The organism is Streptomyces sp. CAI-85 (assembly GCF_013363615.1).
In the GTDB taxonomy this organism is placed as follows: domain Bacteria; phylum Actinomycetota; class Actinomycetes; order Streptomycetales; family Streptomycetaceae; genus Streptomyces; species Streptomyces antibioticus_B.
The window spans coordinates 1-537 of record NZ_JAANNX010000271.1 but is presented as its reverse complement, the minus strand read 5'-3'; the positions used below and the strand labels follow the sequence as shown (position 1 = coordinate 537).

Genomic DNA, 537 nt, shown 5'->3' with positions numbered 1-537 from the left:
GCCGTCGCCGCGGGACTCCTCCTGGCCGGTGCAGATGGTGAAGGTCAGGGTGTCGATGAGGATGTCCTCCTCGCGGATGCCCCAGTTCCCGGTGAGGTCGTCGATCAGCCGTTCGGCGATCTCGACCTTCTTCTCGGGGGTGCGGGCCTGGCCCTCCTCGTCGATGGTGAGGGCGATCAGCGCGGCGCCGTGCTCCTGGGCGAGGCGGGTGACCTTGGCGAAGCGGGAGTCGGGGCCGTCGCCGTCCTCGTAGTTCACGGAGTTGATCACGGCGCGGCCGCCGAGCTTCTCCAGGCCGGCGCGGATGACGTCGACCTCGGTGGAGTCCAGGACGATCGGCAGGGTGGAGGCGGTGGCGAAGCGGCCGGCGAGTTCCTCCATGTCGGCGACGCCGTCGCGGCCGACGTAGTCGACGCACAGGTCGAGCAGGTGCGCGCCCTCGCGGATCTGGTCGCGGGCCATCTCGACGCAGTCGTCCCAGCGGCCCTCCAGCATGGCCTCGCGGAACTTCTTGGAGCCGTTGGCGTTGGTGCGCTC

The 537-nt window shown here is 70.2% G+C and carries 1 protein-coding gene; it reads right to left on the bottom strand.

All coding sequences use genetic code 11. The annotated features are described in order from the left end of the window. Positions 1-537 (bottom strand): dihydropteroate synthase (locus tag G6W55_RS38210; protein WP_175525128.1); only part of this gene is annotated, 537 nt, incomplete at both ends.